The sequence below is a fragment of the Sphingomonas sp. CARO-RG-8B-R24-01 genome, assembly GCF_022662295.1.
GTDB lineage: Bacteria > Pseudomonadota > Alphaproteobacteria > Sphingomonadales > Sphingomonadaceae > Sphingomonas.
In genome coordinates this window covers 47688-64620 of sequence record NZ_JAKNQI010000013.1, presented here as the reverse complement: position 1 = coordinate 64620, position 16933 = coordinate 47688, and the positions used below count along the sequence as shown (strand labels likewise).

General features: G+C 69.1%; 13 protein-coding genes. 7 read left to right on the top strand and 6 right to left on the bottom strand.

Features of this window, described 5'->3' with window-relative positions:
• The first annotated feature begins 53 nt into the window (after window positions 1-53).
• Window positions 54-2123 (top strand): HAD-IIB family hydrolase, encoded by a 2070-nt coding sequence (locus L8G49_RS20185; protein ID WP_242187738.1) that lies wholly within the window; start codon window positions 54-56, stop codon window positions 2121-2123.
• Window positions 2120-2965, top strand: coding sequence for a galactosyltransferase-related protein (locus tag L8G49_RS20180; RefSeq protein ID WP_242187736.1), 846 nt, complete (start codon window positions 2120-2122; stop codon window positions 2963-2965). The genes L8G49_RS20185 and L8G49_RS20180 overlap by 4 nt, the downstream gene beginning before the upstream one ends.
• 15 nt (window positions 2966-2980) lie before the next feature.
• Here L8G49_RS20180 and L8G49_RS20175 read toward each other — a convergent pair whose 3' ends face one another.
• The 4 genes from L8G49_RS20175 to L8G49_RS20160 form a co-directional block, all read right to left on the bottom strand.
• Window positions 2981-4138, bottom strand: a complete 1158-nt coding sequence (locus tag L8G49_RS20175) for a glycosyltransferase (protein WP_242187733.1) — start codon at window positions 4136-4138, stop codon at window positions 2981-2983.
• 92 nt (window positions 4139-4230) lie between these two features.
• A complete protein-coding gene (locus L8G49_RS20170; protein WP_242187731.1) occupies window positions 4231-4458 on the bottom strand; it encodes a hypothetical protein in 228 nt (75 codons plus the stop codon).
• 187 nt (window positions 4459-4645) lie between these two features.
• On the bottom strand, window positions 4646-7504 hold the full coding sequence (locus tag L8G49_RS20165) for a PAS domain-containing protein (protein WP_242187729.1): 2859 nt from the start codon (window positions 7502-7504) through the stop codon (window positions 4646-4648).
• 7 nt (window positions 7505-7511) lie between these two features.
• On the bottom strand, window positions 7512-8969 hold the full coding sequence (locus L8G49_RS20160; protein ID WP_242187727.1) for an ATPase domain-containing protein: 1458 nt from the start codon (window positions 8967-8969) through the stop codon (window positions 7512-7514).
• Window positions 8970-9144: 175 nt separating this feature from the next.
• Here L8G49_RS20160 and L8G49_RS20155 point away from each other — a divergent pair, with 175 nt between their 5' ends.
• The 3 genes from L8G49_RS20155 to L8G49_RS20145 are packed head-to-tail and all read left to right on the top strand — an operon-like array spanning window position 9145 to window position 13375.
• Window positions 9145-10806 carry an MFS transporter gene (locus tag L8G49_RS20155; RefSeq protein ID WP_242187724.1) on the top strand — a complete coding sequence of 554 codons (1662 nt, stop codon included), beginning with the start codon at window positions 9145-9147 and terminating at the stop codon, window positions 10804-10806.
• Window positions 10803-11990, top strand: a complete 1188-nt coding sequence (locus tag L8G49_RS20150) for an HlyD family secretion protein (protein WP_242187723.1) — start codon at window positions 10803-10805, stop codon at window positions 11988-11990. Before L8G49_RS20155 ends, L8G49_RS20150 begins: the two co-directional genes overlap by 4 nt.
• On the top strand, window positions 11987-13375 hold the full coding sequence (locus tag L8G49_RS20145; RefSeq protein ID WP_242187722.1) for an efflux transporter outer membrane subunit: 1389 nt from the start codon (window positions 11987-11989) through the stop codon (window positions 13373-13375). The genes L8G49_RS20150 and L8G49_RS20145 overlap by 4 nt, the downstream gene beginning before the upstream one ends.
• A gap of 63 nt (window positions 13376-13438) precedes the next feature.
• Here L8G49_RS20145 and L8G49_RS20140 read toward each other — a convergent pair whose 3' ends face one another.
• Window positions 13439-14395, bottom strand: a complete 957-nt coding sequence (locus L8G49_RS20140; protein WP_242187721.1) for a Gfo/Idh/MocA family oxidoreductase — start codon at window positions 14393-14395, stop codon at window positions 13439-13441.
• 56 nt (window positions 14396-14451) lie between these two features.
• Window positions 14452-15210 (bottom strand): FadR/GntR family transcriptional regulator, encoded by a 759-nt coding sequence (locus L8G49_RS20135; protein WP_242187720.1) that lies wholly within the window; start codon window positions 15208-15210, stop codon window positions 14452-14454.
• A gap of 165 nt (window positions 15211-15375) precedes the next feature.
• On the opposite strand from L8G49_RS20135, the gene L8G49_RS20130 reads away from it, so the two are divergent.
• Window positions 15376-16272, top strand: coding sequence for a 2-dehydro-3-deoxygalactonokinase (locus L8G49_RS20130; RefSeq protein WP_242187719.1), 897 nt, complete (start codon window positions 15376-15378; stop codon window positions 16270-16272).
• A 4-nt stretch (window positions 16273-16276) separates the two neighbouring features.
• The gene (locus tag L8G49_RS20125) at window positions 16277-16903 is read left to right on the top strand and encodes a 2-dehydro-3-deoxy-6-phosphogalactonate aldolase (RefSeq protein ID WP_242187718.1); all 627 of its coding nucleotides are present in this window, start codon (window positions 16277-16279) and stop codon (window positions 16901-16903) included.
• The last annotated feature ends 30 nt before the right edge of the window (window positions 16904-16933 follow it).

Here is a 16933-nt window from a genome sequence, read left to right as displayed (position 1 = left end):
TGTGGCGATCGCAAATGGGTTCCATTTTCCTGACTCCAGGATGAACGGAACCGATGTTCGTACTTCATATCGCCCTTCAGGGCTGTCTGCGGGCGCATGACGTCGAATATGGCGTAACCGCCGACACGGGTGGCCATATCCGCTATCTGCTCGATCTGGTCCGGGCGAGCGGCGACAATCCCGCGATCGACCGGATCGAGATCGTCACGCGCGCTTTCGTCGATCCGGTGCACGGGCAATGCTACGACCAGTGCATCGAGGCGATCGACGACCATACGCGGATCGTCAGGCTGCGCACGGCGGACTCCGGCTATCTCGCCAAGGAGCAATTGTGGACGCAGCACGACAGCATGGTGGAGGCGCTGGTCGCGCATATCGGTCGGCTCGATCGCTGGCCTGATGTGATCCACGCGCATTATGCCGATGCGGGCGCACTTGCCGCCGCGGTGCAGGCGCGGCTCGGAATCCCGTATGTCTTCACCGCGCATTCGCTCGGGCAGGTCAAGCGCGCAGCCTTCGACGGGCCATGCCGCGAACTCGACGGGCTGGACCGGCGCATCGCGATCGAGGACCGGGCGATCGCCGGCGCCGCCGCGATCATCGCGTCGTCCCGCGACGAGGCCGAGCTGCAATATGCGCTCTACGAGGCTTATGACCCGGGGCGGATCCGGATCATCGCGCCGGGAAGCGACGTGAAGGATTTCGCCGACGCCAGGCCCGATCCGGCGATCGACGCGGCGATCGACCGTTTCCTGACCGATCCCGCCAAACCCGCGCTCCTCGCGATCGCGCGGCCCGTGACCAAGAAGAATTTGGCCGGGCTGGTCGAGGCCTATGGCCGGTCCCCGGCGCTGCAGGCGGCCGCGAATCTGGTGATCGTGGCGGGCACGCGCGAGGATCTGCGCACGCTCGAGCCAGAAGTGCGCGACAATCTCGCCGAACTGCTGATCCTGATCGATCGCTACGACCTGTACGGCAAGGTGGCCTATCCCAAGACGCACAAGCCCAGCGAGATACCGGCCGTCTATGCCTATGCGCGCGAGCGGCGCGGGGTGTTCGTCAATCCCGCGCTCAACGAACCGTTCGGGCTCACGCTGCTGGAGGCAGCGGCGTCCGGGTTGCCGGTGGTGGCGACCGACAGCGGCGGCCCCAACGATATCGTCGAAACCTGCGGCAACGGCCTGCTCGTCGATCCGCGGGCACCCGAAGCGATCGCGGCGGCGCTGCTGTCGATCCTGGAGGAGCCCGCCCGCTGGGATCGGTACGCCGCCGGCGGGCGCACGGCGGTGCGGACCTACGACTGGGCCGCGCACGTCGCGATCTACGCCGACCTGCTGTCCGACGTCGTGGCGGCGGGCGTGACGCAAGCCGCGCCGGATCCGGTCGCGGCGCAGCTGCTGGTGTCGGATATCGACGGCACGTTGCTCGGCTCCAGCGAAGCGTTGTCGGCGTTCCGCGAATGGCATGGCGACGAACGCGCGCTGGTCTTCGCGGTCGCCACCGGGCGCAGCTTCCACAGCGCGATGGCGGTCCTGGCGCAGCATCACGCGCCCTTGCCCGCGATCGTGATCTCGTCGGTCGGGTCGGAAATCTACCACCGCCAGCCGGGCGGGGTCTATGCGCGCGACACCGTGTGGGATGCGAAGGTCGCGGCGGGCTGGGATCGCGAGGCGATCGCGCAGGTGATCGCGGACGAGGGCGGGCTTACGCCGCAAAGCCCGCTGGAACAGCGGCGCGCCAAGCTCAGCTACATGATCCAGGGTGATCCCGATGCGGGACGGCGGCTGCGCGGGCTGCTCGATTCCCGCGGCCTGGCGTGCACCATCATCCAGAGCCATGGGCGGTATCTCGACGTGCTGCCGTTCGCGGCGTCCAAGGGGACGGCGGTCGAACATGTTCGCCAGGCCCTGGGGCTTGCCCCCAGGCAGGTGATCGTCGCCGGCGACAGCGGCAACGATATCGAGATGCTGCGTTCGGCGCCGAATGCCATCATCGTCGGCAATCATTCGGATGGACTGGCCGACCGCAAGGACCTCAGCCGCTGCTACGTGGCGCGCGGCCATCACGCGCAGGGTATTCTCGAAGGCGTCGCGCATTTCCGCAAGAACGCGCAGCGCGCGTGACGGTCAGCGTCCTGACGATCGTCCGCGGGCGATCGGCGCATCTCGCCAATCTGATCGCCGGGCTCGCGCGGCAGACGCGTCCGCCGGATGAACTGGTGATCGCCTGGATGCAGGATGCGCCGTCCCCGTTGCCGACCACCGCGTTCCCGGTGCGCTCGGTGCTGGTCCCGGGCGACCCGATGCCGCTCGCCGCCGCGCGCAACCGCGCAGCCGAAGCCGCGGCGGGGGACCAGCTCGTCCTGCTCGACGTCGACTGTATCCCCGCGCCCGATCTGGTCGAACGCTATGCGGCGACCAGGGATGCCGCGGGCGTACGGCTTGGCGACGTCCTGTATCTGCCACCGGGCGAGGTCGATCCGCTCGACGTCGCCGCGCTGGACGCGGCGGGTGTCCGGCATCCCGCAAAGCCGCCCCTGTCCGACGACGAGATCCGCCCCACGCCCAGCCACGGGGAATTATGGGGCCTGTCGTTTGCCCTGTCGGCGGCCGATTGGCGTCGCGCAGGTGGGATGGACGAACGCTATGTCGGCTATGGCGGGGAAGAAACCGACTTTGCCGCCCGGCTGGAACGGGCCGGCGTGACGATGGCCTGGGTCGGCGGCGCGCGGGCCTATCATCAGCATCACCCGATCCATCGCCCGCCGCTCCAACATTTCGACGCGATCCTGCGGAACGCGCGGCTGTTCCACGCGACCTGGGGGCGGTGGTGCATGGACTATTGGCTCGGCCAGTTCGCGGACCGCGGGCTGATCACGATCGCGGACGACACGCTGACCGTCCTGCGGCGCCCGACCGATCCGGAAATCGCCGCTACGCTCGACCGGGCCGCGCTGTTCAGCTGAGCCCGGCCGCGCGGCTTACGCCGCCGACAGGAGCGGCGGGGCGTCGTTTGCGAGGCGCAGCGTCGTCGGCATCTCCTGCGCCCACAGATCGATCGCCATCCGCTCCAGATAGGCCGCTGCCTTCCGGGCGGCGTCGCCATCGTACAATGCGGCGAGCGCAGCCGGATCGAGCGCCTTGGCGGCATCGAGAATCGTGCGCCACGGCGCCAGCGCACCCGGCCATTCGCGCAGCATCACCGCCGCGCCGACGTCGGCCAGGCGCTCGGCCTTGCGCGTCTGTTCCGCGAAATACCGCCATTCCGGCGCGCAGACATACGGCCGACCCACGCGCGCGATCTCGTGCACCGTATTGTCGCCCGCCGAGGCGATGACCACGTCCGCCGCCGCGATATAGTCGGTCACGTTCGGGACCCAGCCAAGCTCGCGCAGGTTCCCGAAGTCGGTCTCGTGCCCCTCGCGGTGGGTCGGCCCGAGCACCAGCCAGAGCGCATTGGGGACCGCGCGCGCGGCCATGGTCAGCGGGGCATAGGGCGTGCCGGCCCCACCGCCGCCGGTCAGCACCACGACGATCTCCTGGACAGGGTCGAGCCCCAGTTTCGCCCGTGCGGCGTCGCGGCTCGGAATGGCATCGACCGTGGTGCAAAGGCCGCCGGTATAGCAGGTTGCCGCTTGCACCCAGGCGGGCGTGTCGTCCTGTTCGAGCGTGCGGTCGAACGGCGCCAGCAAGCCGACGCTGGCCTGATAGGCGCCGAGATGGCCCGGATCGAGCCGGTCGCCGTGCATCCTCAGGCTGATCGCCGGGACGCTGGCGATGCGCGCGAGCATCGCGATCTCGGCCGAGACGTCGACCACGAACAGTGCGGGATCGACGTCATCGAGATGATCCAGGATCGTGCGCATGGTGCCGCGCGTCTTGGCGACCCCCAAGGGAACGCAGTGCATGATCTCCGGGGTCGGCTGCGCGAACAGGCCCGGCGCGGGGACCGGCGCGCCGATCATGTTGGGCAAAGCGACGATATCGATCGGCCGTTCGAACCCGTCGAACAGCTCGGGCCGCGCGCACAGGACACTGACCGGACGCTCCGCCGGGAGCTGGCGGATGATCGCCATGGCCCGATTGGCATGGCCGCGGCCCTGGTGGTGGATGAAGAAGCTGATCGGTTTGGAGGTCATGTCTTGGCAACGCGACATGATCCCTTCGGTTGCCTGTACGGGGTCGAAAAGCGCATCGGCACCGCAGTTGCCACCGACGGCCGCGCCGCCGTTCAGTCGAAGGTGGCGACATAGTCCATGCCATTCTCGACACGGCGCAACGGTGCCAGGAAAATGTCGAGCTGCCCCATTACCGGATGGGTCATGTGATAGGTCGATTGCGGCCAGGTCTCGGACGAGGAACTGCGGAATACCAGCGAGAAGGGTGATGCACGGCCGTCCACCGCACGCCGCCGCGATGCCTCGACCAGGGTGAGCGCCACCATGCCGAGCTTTGGCATGCCGACCGTGAAGGTGGTGCCCACATGCCCGGCAAAATCGCTACATGTCCTCAAAGGAACCGCCATTTGCCCCCCCCTCCGCGCAGCACCGTGCCGAGCCGTGATGGCAGACAATTGAGTAACAAATTACCGCCGCCCCGCGCAACGCAAAGCGGGACTATCCTTCGAATTACTTCGAATTATGTAGTCAGTCGGTCGTCAACTGCTGTATTCGCGCGGACAGGGCATCCATTGCGAAGGGTTTCGTAAGAATATGCATGCCCGGATCGAGGTGTCCATTGCCGACCGCCGCATTTTCGGCATAGCCGGTGATGAACAGGATTTTCAGGTCGGGCCGCCTGACGCGCGCGACATCGGCGAGCTGCCGTCCGTTCATCCCCTTGGGCAGGCCGACATCGGTGATCATCAGGTCGATGATCCGGTCTGAATCGAGCAGCGTGACCGCGCTGGGGCCGTCACCGGCCTCGAGCACGTGGTGGCCCAGATCCACCAGCGTATCGACGACCAGCGCGCGCACGGCCGGTTCGTCGTCGACGACCAGTACCGTCTTGCCGGTTGCCCGCGCGGTCGCGTCCAGCGTCGGCTGGCTTTCGAGATCGGGTTCCTCGGCATCGTAGGAGCGCGGGAGATAGAGGCACATCGTCGTGCCGCTGCCGAGTTCGGAATAGATCCGCACCTGCCCACCCGACTGACGGACGAAGCCGTAGATCATCGACAGGCCAAGCCCGGTTCCCTCGCCGAGCGGCTTGGTGGTGAAGAACGGGTCGAACGCGCGCGCGATCGTCTCGGGGGTCATGCCAGACCCGGTGTCGGTCACGCAGACCGAGATATATTGCCCCGCCGCCATGTCGCGGGTCCGCGCCGCGGTCGCGTCCAGCCAGATATTGGCGGTCTCGATCGTGATCCTGCCCCCGTCGGGCATCGCGTCGCGCGCGTTGATGCACAGGTTCAGCACCGCATTCTCGAGCTGGTTCGGGTCGACCAGCGTCGTCCACAGCCCGGCCGCACCGACGATCTCGATCTCGACCGACGGCCCGACCGAGCGGCGGAGCAGATCCTCGAAGCTGGCGATCAGGCGGTTGATGTCGGTCGGCCGGGGGTCGAGCGTCTGGCGTCGCGAAAACGCCAGCAGGCGGTGCGTCAACGCCGCGGCGCGGCGCGCGGCTTGCTGTGCCATGTTGACGTACCGGTCGAGCTCGTTCGCGCGCCCCTGCAGGATCCGGGTCTGGATCAGTTCGAGGCTGCCGGAAATCGCGGTCAGCAAATTGTTGAAATCGTGCGCGAGGCCTCCGGTCAGCTGGCCGACGGCTTCCATCTTCTGTGCCTGGCGCAGCTGTTCCTGCGCACTTTCCAGGTCCGCCTGCGCCGCGCGTTCGGCCGTGATGTGGCGGCCGCTCGCGTACAGGCGGTTCCCTTCCAGCGTGGCGACCCAGCCGATCCAGCGGTAGCTGCCGTCCTTGTGGCGATACCGATTTTCATACTGCCGCAGATTGCCGCGCAAGGCGCTTTCGCGCGCCGCGGCGTTGGCGCTCACTTCGTCGGGATGCGCAAAGGCGAGGTGGTTGCGACCGATGATCTCGTCCGGGTTCCAGCCGAGCACGCTGGTCCAGGCCGGATTGACCGACAGGATCATGCCGTCCTCCGACAGGATCGCCAGCATGTCCTGCGAATTCTGCCACGTCCTGTCGCGTTCGCGCGTGCGTTCCTCGACCTGCCGCTCGAGCGTCTCGGCCAGCGCGGCGAGCGCGTCCTCGGCACGGCGACGCTCGATCGCCGCCTGGGTGCGATCCGCCACGTCGCGCACGAAGGTGAGGTCGTCGTCGGACCACGCACGCGGGTGCGCGTGGCTGAGATACAGCAAGGCGGAAAAGGTGCCGCGCTCCACCAGCGGGAGATTGATCACCGCGCGCGCCGCGATCGCCTCGAGCGCGGAGGCGCTCTCGGCGGTGCGCGGATCGGTCCGCGCATCGGCGAACGCCACCAGTTCGCCGCGCTTCAGATTTTCGATGTACGAGCCGTAATCGCGGAAATGCAATACGCCGGCGAGGGTCTGGATGCCGGGCATGCACCAGTCGCGCTCGATCGTGATGGTCTCGGCCACGGGATCGATCACGCCATAGCCAGCCCGGCATACCCCCAAGGTGCTGCCCAGGATGGCGGCCGCTTCGAACGACATGGATGCGGTGTCGGGCGCCTCGCGCAGGCGGTCGCTGAGCGCGAGGAGCGCGCGCTGACGCAGCTCGATCACGCGCCGGTCGGTAATTTCGTGCGACACGCCCACGACGCGGCGCGGCTTGCCGGCGCGATCGCGCTCGACCCGCCCGTCGACTTGCAGCCAGTGCAGCGAACCATCCGGCCAGACGCAGCGCACTTCCGCGCGATAGTCCGAATGGTCGGCCATCGCACGCTGGACGCCGGCAATGGTGTCGTCGCGGTCGTCGGGATGGATCGCGGCAAGAAGGTCCAAATAGTCGAATGGCTCGTCGGGGCCACGGCCGAACTGCGCCTTGGTGTCCGGCTCGACGTGGAGCGTCGAGGTCGACATGTCCAACGTCCAGGCGCCGAGCCCGCCCGCGGCAATGGCGAGTTTCAGCCGTTCCTGACCGGCGTGGATGTCCTCCAGCCGGTTGCGCGCCTCATATTGCCGAAGCCGCGCGCGCCGCGCCGCGCGGGCGAGCGACAGCAGCGTAGTGGGATGAAAGGGGCGTTCGAGAAAAGTGACGTTGCCGAGCGTCTCGAGCAGCCGCACCGCGCCGGGATTGCGCTCCAGCCCGCCGCCGCGCTCGGTCAACACGATGAACGGCAGGTCGGACCATTCCGCCTGCCCGGCGAGGACGACGGTCAGCTCGCGCAGGTCGGCGCTCCGCAGCGCCTCCTCCGTCACGATCGCAAAGCCGCTCCCGCTGCGCAGCGCCGCCACCAGCGCCGCCAGATCGGGAGCGATCGCCGCTTCCATCCGGCCCTCGACCAGCATCGCCTGCGCGATCGCGGCATCGCGGCCGCGGGGTGCGAGAATGATGGCGCCTTCAGCGAGGGTACGGTTCAAGAAACGGTCAAGCCTGTGTTACGTCCAGCAACAGTGCGTCGTCGCCGATCAACGTCGGGACCCCGCGCAGAACGCCCTGGAATGCGGTGAGCGGACGCCCGAGCGAGATGCCGGTGCGACCGATCGTGAATTCCCGGATCGTATCCTCGTGATGGCCCGTCCGCTTCTTAACGACCGAGATGGCGCGTCGGACCCGACCGGCCGCCTCGAAATATCGCAACAGGATCACCGTATCGGCCAGATAGGTCACGTCGACCGGGGACTTCATGTCGCCGACCAGCCCGTGTTGCGCGACGGTGAGGAAGGTCATCACGCCCTGCCGGTTCAGATATTGCAGCAATTCATGCATGTGCAGGATCAGCGCCTGCTCCTCCGGCATGGCCGCCTGATAGCCGTTGAGGCTGTCGATCACGACGGTACGCGCCTTGTGCCGCTCGACACAGATCCGCACGCGCTCCGAAAACTCGCCGGGCGACAGCTCCGCGGCATCGATCTGCTCGATCACGAGATGCCCCGCCGTGACCATCGCCTGGAGATCGATCCCGAGCCCGAGCGCGCGATCGAACAGCAACCCCAGTTCCTCGTCGAACACGAACATCGCGGCACATTCGCCGCGGTCGATCGCGGACTTGACGAAGCTGAGCGTCAGCAACGACTTGCCGGTGCCCGCCGGGCCCAGGATCAGCGTGCTCGCGCCGCGTTCGAACCCGCCGCCGATCAACCCGTTGAGCGCGTCATTGTCGATCGCGATACTCTCGCGCGAGAAGCTGCCGCGATGCTCGGCCGAGACGAGCCGGGGAAACACTCGGACCCCGCCGGTAGCGATGACGAGATCGTGATAACCGCCGCGATACTTGCGCCCGCGATATTTCAGGACGCGCATGCGGCGGCGTTCCGCGCCATAGGTCGGGGACAGTTCCTCGAGCCGGATGACCGCGTGCGCGACGGAATGGACCGTCTTGTCCATCAGCTCGGCGGTCAGGTCGTCCAGCAGCAGCACGGTCGCGTCATGGCGCGCGAAATAATGCTTCAGCGCCAGGATCTGGCGACGGTAGCGCAGCGAACTCTGGGCGAGCAGCCGGATTTCGGACAGGCTGTCGAGCACGACCCGCGACGGCTTGATCCGCTCGAACGCCTCGAAGATGCGCTTGGTCGTCTCGCCGAGTTCGAGGTCCGACGAATAGAGCAGGCTCTGCTGGTGATCGGTGTCGAGCAGGCTTTCGGGCGGAACGAGCTCGAACACGGTGAAGGAGGGCGGAAAGACCCAGCCGTGCGACGCGGCGCCCGCCCGCAGCTCTTCCTCGGTTTCGGACAAGGTGATGTAGAGGACCCGCTCGCCCGCCGCCGCACCCTGCATCAGGAACTGCGTGGAGATCGTCGTCTTGCCCGTGCCCGGGCTGCCTTCGAGCAGGAACAGGCGGCCAGGCTCGAGCCCGCCTGCCAGAATATCATCGAGACCGGCCACTCCGGTTGCACAATCCGCCACATGCGCTCCACTTCGACTGCGGTTGGTAACGACCCCAAACGCATCATGGGCTGATCTGGATCAACGGTTGGGGCAGGATCGCAATCTTTTTGCCGGGCCCGCTCCACCACAAGCACGGATTGATCCTTCGGCCGGGTCGCGCGTAGGATTAGCGATGGCCGCCAGTCGTATTCGCCGTTTCCTGACAGAGGAACAATGGACGTTCGCGCCGCACGAGCGCCCGGCCTTGCCGGGGTCGCCGGCGTCGCCCGAGCACAGCAATGCGGTGCGCCTGGCCTATGGGGCGATCGCGGTGCTTGTCGGGCTGACCGGCGGGCTCGGGACGGCGCTGATTTCGGTCAATACCACCACGCTGCAGGGGGCGCTCGGGTTCGATCCGACCGAGATCGCATGGCTGCCGACGGTCTATGTCATGACCAACGCGTCGATGAACCTGCTGCTGATCAAGTTCCGCCAGCAATACGGGTTGCGGCCGTTCACGATCCTCTTCCTCGGCCTGTACGTGCTGCTCGCCTTCGGGCATCTGTTCGTCCACGGCCTGGGTTCGGCGATCGCGGTGCGTGCGGCGAGCGGCATGGCGGGGGCGGCGCTCAGTTCGCTCAGCCTCTATTACATGATGCAGGCGCTGCCGACGAAATGGCGGCTGCGCGCGCTGGTCATCGGGATCGGGATCCCGCAATGCGCGACGCCGCTCGCGCGGCTGTTCTCGCCCGACCTGCTCGCGATGTCGCAGTGGCGGGCGCTGTACCAGTTCGAATTCGGGCTCGCGCTGCTGTCGCTGGTCGCGGTCAGCCTGTTGCGCCTGCCGCCGACCGAGCGGAAACCCGCGTTCGAGCCGATGGATTTCCTCACCTTCACCCTGTTCGCGACCGCGATCGCGTTGTTCTCCGCGGTGCTGGGGCAGGGGCGGATCGTGTGGTGGTTCGAGGCGCCGTGGATCGGCTGGTCGCTGGTCATCGCGATCCCGCTGCTCGCGGCCGCGCTGGTGATCGAGCATGGCCGCGCCAACCCGTTGCTCAATACGCGCTGGCTGGGGAGCGCCGATATCGTGCGCTTCACCATCGTCACGCTGATGGCGCGGCTCGTGCTGTCCGAACAGACCTATGCCGCGGTCGGGCTGCTGACCGTGCTGGGGCAGAACAACGACCAGTTCGGCACGCTGTTCGTGATCATCTTCGTCGCCTCGGTCGCGGGCGTCATCGCGAGCGCGGTGACGCTCGACGTCAACCGCCTGGCGCATCCGGTGATGCTCGCGATCGGGCTGGTGGCGGTGGCGGCGTTCGTGGATTCGCGCTCGACCAGCCTGACCCGGCCGGAACAGCTCTATGGCACCCAGGCGGTGATCGCCTTCGCGGGCACGTTCTTCCTCGGGCCGTCGCTGCTGTTCGGCATGACGCGCGCGCTGCAGGCGGGGGCGGGGCACATCATCAGCTTCCTCGCGCTGTTCGGAATGGTCAATTCGCTCGGCAGCCTCGGCGGGGCGGCACTGCTCGGCACCTATCAGACGATTGCCGAAAAGGCGCACAGCGCGGCGATCGTCCAGTCGATCGACCCGACCGACCCGATCGTCACCGCGCGGATCGCGGCGGGCGGCGGCGCGGTCGGGCGCGTGATCGGCGACCCGACGTTGCGCTCCGCCGAGGGCAGCGCGCTGCTCGCGCAGACCGCGACGCGCGAGGCCAACGTGCTGGCCTATGACGACACCTTCCGGCTGGTGGCGATCCTTGCCGGACTGACCACGGCCTATCTCGCCATTCTATTGATCCGTCGCGAACGGCGCCTGCGCCGTGCCGCGCCTGCCGGGGTTCCCGCATGACCGACACGCGCCAGCCACCCGCCGCCAGCCCGGTCGCGGCGGAACCCGTTACCGAGGCGCGCGCCGCGGAAGCGACCACTGGCGCAGGGACGTCCGCCGCGGCCGCCGCCGCGCCGGTCGGTTCCGGCTGGCGGCCACCACGTCCCTCGCGCAGCGCGCTGATCGTCGCGTTCGTGCTCACGACGATCGGCGTCGGCGCGGTGCTGTCCGCCTGGCGCCTGCCGCCGTTCGCGACCGCGACCGAGGCGACCGACAACGCCTATGTCCGGGGCCGCACGACGGTCATCAGCCCGCAGGTCAGCGGGTATGTGACCGCGGTGCTGGAACGCGACTTCGCGACCGTGACGCAAGGGCAGCCGCTCGTCCGGATCGACGACCGGATCTACCGCCAGCGCGTCGACCAGGCGAAGGCGCAGGTCGCCGCGCAACAGGCGACGCTTGCCAACAGCGACCAGACCGCGCGTGCGCGCGCCGCCAGCCTGCAGGCGCAGGACGCGGCGGTCGCCAATGCCAAGGCGCAGCTGCTCCGCGCGCAGGCCGACATGAACCGCGTCAACGACCTCGTCACCGACGGGTCGGTGTCGCTGCGCGAACGCGACCAGACGCTCGCCGCGCTGCGACAGGCCGAGGCGGGCGTGCTGCAGGCGAATGCCGCACGCGAGATCGCGCGGCAGGACATCCGCACGGTCGAGGTCGGGCGCGGCGGGCAGCGCGCGGGCGTCAGCGGCGCCGATGCGGCACAGCGGCTCGCGCAGATCGATTTCGACAACACGATCGTGCGCGCGCCCGAGAGTGGCCGGCTGAGCGAAGTCGGCGTGCGCGTCGGCCAATATGTGACGGCCGGATCGCAGCTGATGTTCCTGGTCCCGCCTGAAACCTGGGTCATCGCCAATTCTAAGGAAGCGCAGACCGCGCGGATGGCGGTCGGCCAGCCCGCGAGCTTCACCGTCGACGGCCTCGCCAACGCCCGCCTGACTGGCCATGTCGAGCGGCTGTCGCCTGCGGCTGGCTCCGAATTCGCGGTGCTCAAGGCGGACAATGCGACCGGCAACTTCACCAAGGTGCCGCAGCGGATCGCGGTGCGGATCAAGATCGATCCGGGCCAGGCGCTGGCCGGACGATTGCGGCCGGGCATGTCGGTGCAGGCGCGAGTCGATACCTCGTCCGGGCCGAAGATTCGATGAAGCGCATCGCTGGACTGCTCGCGGGTGCGCTCGCCGTGGGGGGATGTCTCGGACCCCGCCCCGTGGCGCCGGCAACGACGGCGGTCGTCCCGCCGCCCGCCTGGCGGACGGCGCTTGCTGCAAGCGGGGCGGTCCGGACGGATTGGTGGAGCGCGTTCGGCGACCCGGTGCTGACCCAGCTGATCGAACGCGCGATCGCCAACAGCCCGGATCTCGGGGCCGCCGCGGCGCGGGTGGACGAGGCGCGCGCGCTGCAGCGGCTTGCCCGGGCGCAGCTCGCGCCGTCGGTCAGCGCCGGGCTGCCGACGTCCGACGCCCGCGCGCTCAACGCCTTCGGCGTGGCGACCACCAATGTCGCGGCGCAGCCGTCGGTGTCGGTCAGCTATGACCCCGACCTGTTCGGCCGGCTGCGCAACGCCAGTGCGGCGGCGCGCGCGCAGTTGCTCGCCAGCGAGGGCGCGCGCGATGGCGTGCGGCTCGGGCTCGTGAGCAGCGTCGCGACCGGCTACATCACCTTGCGCGCGCTCGACGCACGGCTTGCGGTGGCGCGCGATACGCTCGCGGCGCGCGGCGACGGGCTACGCATCGCGCGGCGGCGGGCGGAGACGGGCTACACCTCCAACCTCGAACTGCATCAGGCCGAAGGCGAATATCGCGCGACCGAGCAGCTCATTCCGCAAGCCCAGCTCGCGATCGCGCGGCAGGAGGATGCGCTCGCGCTGCTGCTCGGCGAGACCCCGCGCGCGATCCTGCGCGGCGCGGCGCTGACCGCTTTGCGCACGCCGCCGATCCCGGCCGGGCTTCCCGCCGGCCTGCTGCGCCGGCGCCCGGATCTGTACCAGGCGGAACAGACGCTGGTCGCGGCCGACCGCAGCCTCGACAGTGCGCGCGCGGCCTTGCTGCCGAACATCGCGCTGACCGGGTCGGTCGGCGTGATCCTGACGACCGCATTGTCCAATCCGGTCGGGGTGTTTTCGCTCGGCGGGAGCGTCTTGTCGCCGCTGTTCGATGGCGGACGGCTGCGCGCCAATGCCGATGCGACGATCGCACGCCGCGACCAGGCGGCATTCGCCTATCGCCGCGCGGCGCTGACGGCCTTCCGCGAAGTCGACGACAGCCTCGCGGGCGTGCAGCGCTCGGGCGAGCAGGCGGTCGCGATCCGCGGGCAGCGCGATGCGCTGGCGGCGGCGCTGCGCAATGCGTCGAACCGGTATCGCGCGGGCTATTCGTCCTATCTCGACCAGCTCGATACGCAGCGCGGGCTGCTTACCGCCGAACTCGCGCTGGTGCAGGCGAACGCGGATCGCCTGACGTCCTACGTTTCGCTGTACCAGGCGATGGGCGGCGGCTGGAGCGAGGCCGATATCGCTCCGGTCCGCCGGTAGCGCGCGTCATCACGCCGACCACGCGGTCGGATCAGCCGTGCCCAGGCGACCCGGTGGATCGGGTCAGAACGCAAAGGGGGCCACCACCTCGCGCTCGGCGACGCGGATCGCGTCCTCGACCAGGCGCAAGGGCGCGAGATCGGCGTCCGACGTGCCCTCCGCTACGATCTGCGCAAACCGTGCGTAGAGGGCGCGATATTCGACATTGTCCGCCCGGCGGGGCGCCTCGCCGTCGATCGCGATCGTCGCGCCGCCGTCGCTGAGCACCAGCGTGCCGCTATCGGTACCGACCCGAATGTCCCAGCTTTGCGGCCCGGTCTGCAGGAAGTCGAAGTCGGCCGCGATCCGTGCGTCCCCCGATACCAGCGCCAGCCGGGCTGCGATCGGCGCGGCGCGACCTTCGGGGATCGCGATGTGCGCGGTTTCCACGCGGACCGGATCGGGCAGGATCTCGGTCAGGATCGACAGCGCGTTGATACCGGGATCGAACACGCCGAACCCGTTGGCGGCGAGGATCCATTCCTGCCCCGGGTGCCAGCGGCGGATGTCTTCCTTCCACGTGATGGTCACTTGCGCGACCTGCCGTTCCGCGATCCAGCCGCGCGCCTCCGCCACGGCGGCGGCCTCGCGCGAATGCCACGTCGCCATCAGCGGGGTCCCGGACGCGGCGGCGTGCGCGACGATCCCCTCGGCCTGCGCCAGCGTCGCGGCGGTCGGTTTCTCGAGCAGCACCGCGAGCCCGGCATCGATCGCGGCCGTCGCGATCCCGGCGCGCAGCCCGGGCGGCGTGCAGATCGCAACCGCGTCCAGGTCGGGCATGCCCGCCAGCATGGCCGCGAAATCGCCGAAGGCGGGGACTCCGTCGAGGCTGCCGTGCGGGTCCGCGGTTGCCGCCAGAACGAAGCCCGGGTTCGCCATGATCGCGGGAACATGCTGATCGCGCGCGATCTTTCCGATACCGACGATCCCGAGGCGAATGGGCCCATGACGCGGCGGGGCGGGGTCTGTCGCGGTGGTCATGGCAGCTCTCATGTTTTGTATGATGAATGGGCTGATAGAAGGCGGATGCGATGGCATCAAGCCGTCGGCGCTGTGTCGTCCCCGTCGCCCTGTTCGATCAGCGCGAGCACGTCGCCGATCAGATGCTGCATCGCGGCGCGCGCGGCATCGGCATCGCGCGCGACGATCGCGTCGCGGACCGCGGCGTGATCGGCGATGCTCGCGGTCCGCCCCTTGATGCGGTTGGTGAAGCGGATCGACGTGCGCAGGGCGGTTGCCACGACCTCGCGAAACTGGCCGTAGAACGGGTTTCGCGAGGCCTGCAGGATGGCGATGTGAAAGGCGATGTCGGCGTCCAGCGGATCGTCCGCCGCCTGGTCCGCCGCGATCATCCGGGCGAGCCCGGCGTCGATCCGGTGGAGATCCCGGGTGTCCCCGAAGCGCGCGGCGAGCGCCGCCGCCTCGGGCTCGATCGCGATCCGCAACTGGCTGAACTGGCGCAGCAGATCGACCGAAAAGGTCCGCTCGAGCAGCCAGCGCAGCACGTCGGGGTCGAACAGGTTCCACGTCTCGGCGGGCCGGACGACGGTCCCCTGGCGCGGGCGCGCGCTGAGCAGGCCCTTGGCGGTGAGCATCTTGACCGCCTCGCGCGTGACCGAGCGGCTGACGCCGTGCGTCTGCGCAAGCTGCGCCTCGGTCGGAAAGGATGTCGTCTCGTAAACCCCGGTGACGATATCGCGACCGATCGTGTCGAGCAGTCGGTAGGTCAGGTTTCGCGAGGGCGCGGCGGGCGCGGCGGCCGGCGGGGCGGCGGGAGGGGGCGTTACGGGAACCATAGCGCGCCATTCTGGCCCTTCGCGACCGTCCTGTCACGGCCCGGTCACGACGGTGGCGGCTGGACAAGACCAATAAGTCAGATAAATACCCGGAGCATTCCGCCATCGCCGATGTAGCGCCGGTGGCCTTGCCGGCATCCGCGCCGGCGCACAGGAGTCGAAGCGTTGACCGTGCCGATAGCGCAACCGTTCGGGGACGCCTTCCTCGCCGTCGATTGGGGCACGACCAACCGTCGTGTCTACCGCATCGAGGCGGGACGCGTCGTCGCTACCGATCGCGATGCGCGCGGCGTGACCGCGATCGCGCGGGACGGCTTTCCCGCCGCGGTCGCGGAGATCCGCACGCGCTTCGGGGACCTGCCGATGCTGCTCGCCGGGATGGTGGGCTCGACGATCGGATGGCGCGACGTGCCTTATGTCACGGTGCCTGCGGGGTTCGCCGGGATCGCGCGCGGGCTGGCATGGATCGACGCGCGGACCGCGATCGTCCCGGGGCTTTCGGTGCTCGCGGACGGGCGCGCCGACGTGATGCGCGGCGAGGAAGTCCAGTTGCTCGGCGCGGTCGCGGCGGGGCTGGTGCCGGCCGACGGGCTGCTGTGCCAGCCCGGCACGCATTGCAAATGGGCGCGGGTCGAGGCGGGCGTGGTGGTCGACTTCACCACCGCGATGACCGGCGAGCTGTTCGCGCTGCTGCGCGGGCACGGGCTGTTGTCGACGCAACTGGCTGGTGCGGTCTCGCCGGGGGCAGCGTTCCGCGACGGCGTCGAGGCCGGCAAGCGGCGCGACCTGTCCGCCGCGCTGTTCGGGATCCGCGCGAGCAAGCTGCTCGGCCAGCGCGACGATGCGGATGCCGCTTCCTATGCCAGCGGGTTGCTGATCGGCAGCGACGTTGCGGTGCGGCTGGCAAGCGGGGCCGGCGACCTCCATATCCTGTCCGACCCCGATCTGGGCGGACTTTATGCGATTGCGGTCGCGGCGAATGGGGGCACGCCGCACGTGGTCGACAGCCACGCTGCCTTCGCCGCCGGCATCATCGCGCTGTCGCGCGCGCTTGGAGAATGATCGCATGACCATGGTTTCCGATTTCGACGCCGCCTTCGCGCGCTGCCCGCTGGTTGCGATCCTCCGCGGGGTCCGCCCCGACGCGGTCGAGGCGATCGGCGAGGCGCTGGTCGACGCGGGCTTCACGCTGATCGAAGTGCCTATGAACTCGCCCGACCCGCTCGACAGCGTGGCGCGGCTGGCGAAGCGGTTCGGAGGGCGCGCGATCATCGGCGCGGGGACGGTGCTCGATACCGACACCGTTGCGGCGGTGCAGGCGGCGGGCGGGACCATGGTGATCTCCCCCAACATGAACCCGCGCGTGATCGCGGCGACCGCGGCGGCGGGGCTGGTCTCGCTCCCCGGCATCGCCACCCCGAGCGAGGCGTTCGCCGCGCTCGAGGCGGGCGCGACCGCGCTCAAGCTGTTTCCGGCGGAAGCCGCGAGCCCGGTTGTGCTCAAGGCAATGCGCGCGGTGTTGCCGAAAACGGTGCGCGTGCTTCCGGTCGGCGGGATCACGCCCGAGGGGATGGCGCCGTGGACCGCGGCGGGCGCTGCGGGTTTCGGTCTGGGCGGCGCGCTCTATTCGGTCGGTGCGACGGCGGAGCAGGTCGGCGCCAACGCGCGCGCGTTCATCGCCGCGCTGCAGTAACCCCGCCGTTCGACTCCTTATCCGTCACCC

Excerpts from the sequence above, each read along its gene's own strand:
- L8G49_RS20150 (WP_242187723.1), top strand. The coding sequence starts at position 10,803 with ATGACCGACACGCGCCAGCCACCCGCCGCCAGCCCGGTCGCGGCGGAA.
- L8G49_RS20135 (WP_242187720.1), bottom strand. The coding sequence starts at position 15,210 with ATGGTTCCCGTAACGCCCCCTCCCGCCGCCCCGCCGGCCGCCGCGCCC.
- L8G49_RS20170 (WP_242187731.1), bottom strand. The coding sequence starts at position 4,458 with ATGCCAAAGCTCGGCATGGTGGCGCTCACCCTGGTCGAGGCATCGCGG.
- L8G49_RS20125 (WP_242187718.1), top strand. The coding sequence starts at position 16,277 with ATGACCATGGTTTCCGATTTCGACGCCGCCTTCGCGCGCTGCCCGCTG.
- L8G49_RS20140 (WP_242187721.1), bottom strand. The coding sequence starts at position 14,395 with ATGACCACCGCGACAGACCCCGCCCCGCCGCGTCATGGGCCCATTCGC.
- L8G49_RS20155 (WP_242187724.1), top strand. The coding sequence starts at position 9,145 with ATGGCCGCCAGTCGTATTCGCCGTTTCCTGACAGAGGAACAATGGACG.
- L8G49_RS20175 (WP_242187733.1), bottom strand. The coding sequence starts at position 4,138 with ATGACCTCCAAACCGATCAGCTTCTTCATCCACCACCAGGGCCGCGGC.
- L8G49_RS20145 (WP_242187722.1), top strand. The coding sequence starts at position 11,987 with ATGAAGCGCATCGCTGGACTGCTCGCGGGTGCGCTCGCCGTGGGGGGA.
- L8G49_RS20185 (WP_242187738.1), top strand. The coding sequence starts at position 54 with ATGTTCGTACTTCATATCGCCCTTCAGGGCTGTCTGCGGGCGCATGAC.